The sequence below is a fragment of the Virgibacillus sp. M23 genome, from assembly GCF_034190895.1.
Taxonomy (GTDB): Bacteria; Bacillota; Bacilli; order Bacillales; family Amphibacillaceae; genus Virgibacillus; species Virgibacillus salarius.
In genome coordinates, this window is sequence record NZ_JAWDHA010000134.1 from 1 (window position 1) to 812 (window position 812).

Sequence of the window (812 nt, forward strand, 5' to 3'; positions counted from 1 at the left end):
AAATAAATGTCCGTCATAAGAAATCGTGCATTTCAGTCTCATACAGCACCTCTAAGCCCTTAAGAAGAATAACAAAGCAGCTAATACCATCAAGCTGGCAATGACAGAAGTGTCTTTTCCTGTCCATACAAGCTTTCTATATTTCGTACGTCCTTCTCCGCCCTGATAGCCTCTTGCTTCCATTGCCACCGCAAGCTCTTCAGCACGTTTAAAAGCACTGACGAAAAGGGGGACAAGAAGCGGAACAATAGCCTTCACCCTATCTTTAACAGGCCCGCTTGTAAAATCAACGCCTCGCGCCATCTGAGCCTTCATGATCTTATCTGTTTCCTCCATCAGTGTCGGAATAAACCGCAAAGAAATGGACATCATTAGGGCCAGCTCGTGGACAGGAAGCTTTAATTTTTTCAATGGATTCAGCAGCTGCTCCATTCCATCGGTAATCTAAATCGGTGTTGTAGTAAGCGTTAATAAGGTTGTGATTAAAATCAGATAGACGAATCTAAGGGAAATGAATATCCCCTGAACCAGACCGCCCTCATAGACTTTGAAAAAACCTATTTGAAAGATAACCGGTCCTTCATGTGTCATAAAAATGTGAAGAAGGAACGTAAAGAGGACAATCCAAATGATAGGCTTCAGCCCTTTCATTAAAAAAGAGAAAGGAACTCTTGTTAAAGAAACGACGCCAACTGTAAACAATCCAAGCAACGCATATGTCTGCACATTATTGGCTAAGAATACAATACAGACAAATAAAAAGATCGTAATAAGCTTTGTTCTGGGGTCAAGCCGATGCACAAGTGAGGAGC

The 812-nt window shown here is 41.9% G+C and carries 1 pseudogene; it reads right to left on the minus strand.

Annotation, left to right across the window (positions count from 1 at the left end):
* Nucleotides 1-51 precede the first annotated feature (51 nt).
* Nucleotides 52-812, minus strand: a pseudogene (locus tag RVS70_RS21595) (energy-coupling factor transporter transmembrane component T family protein); the annotation flags it as partial.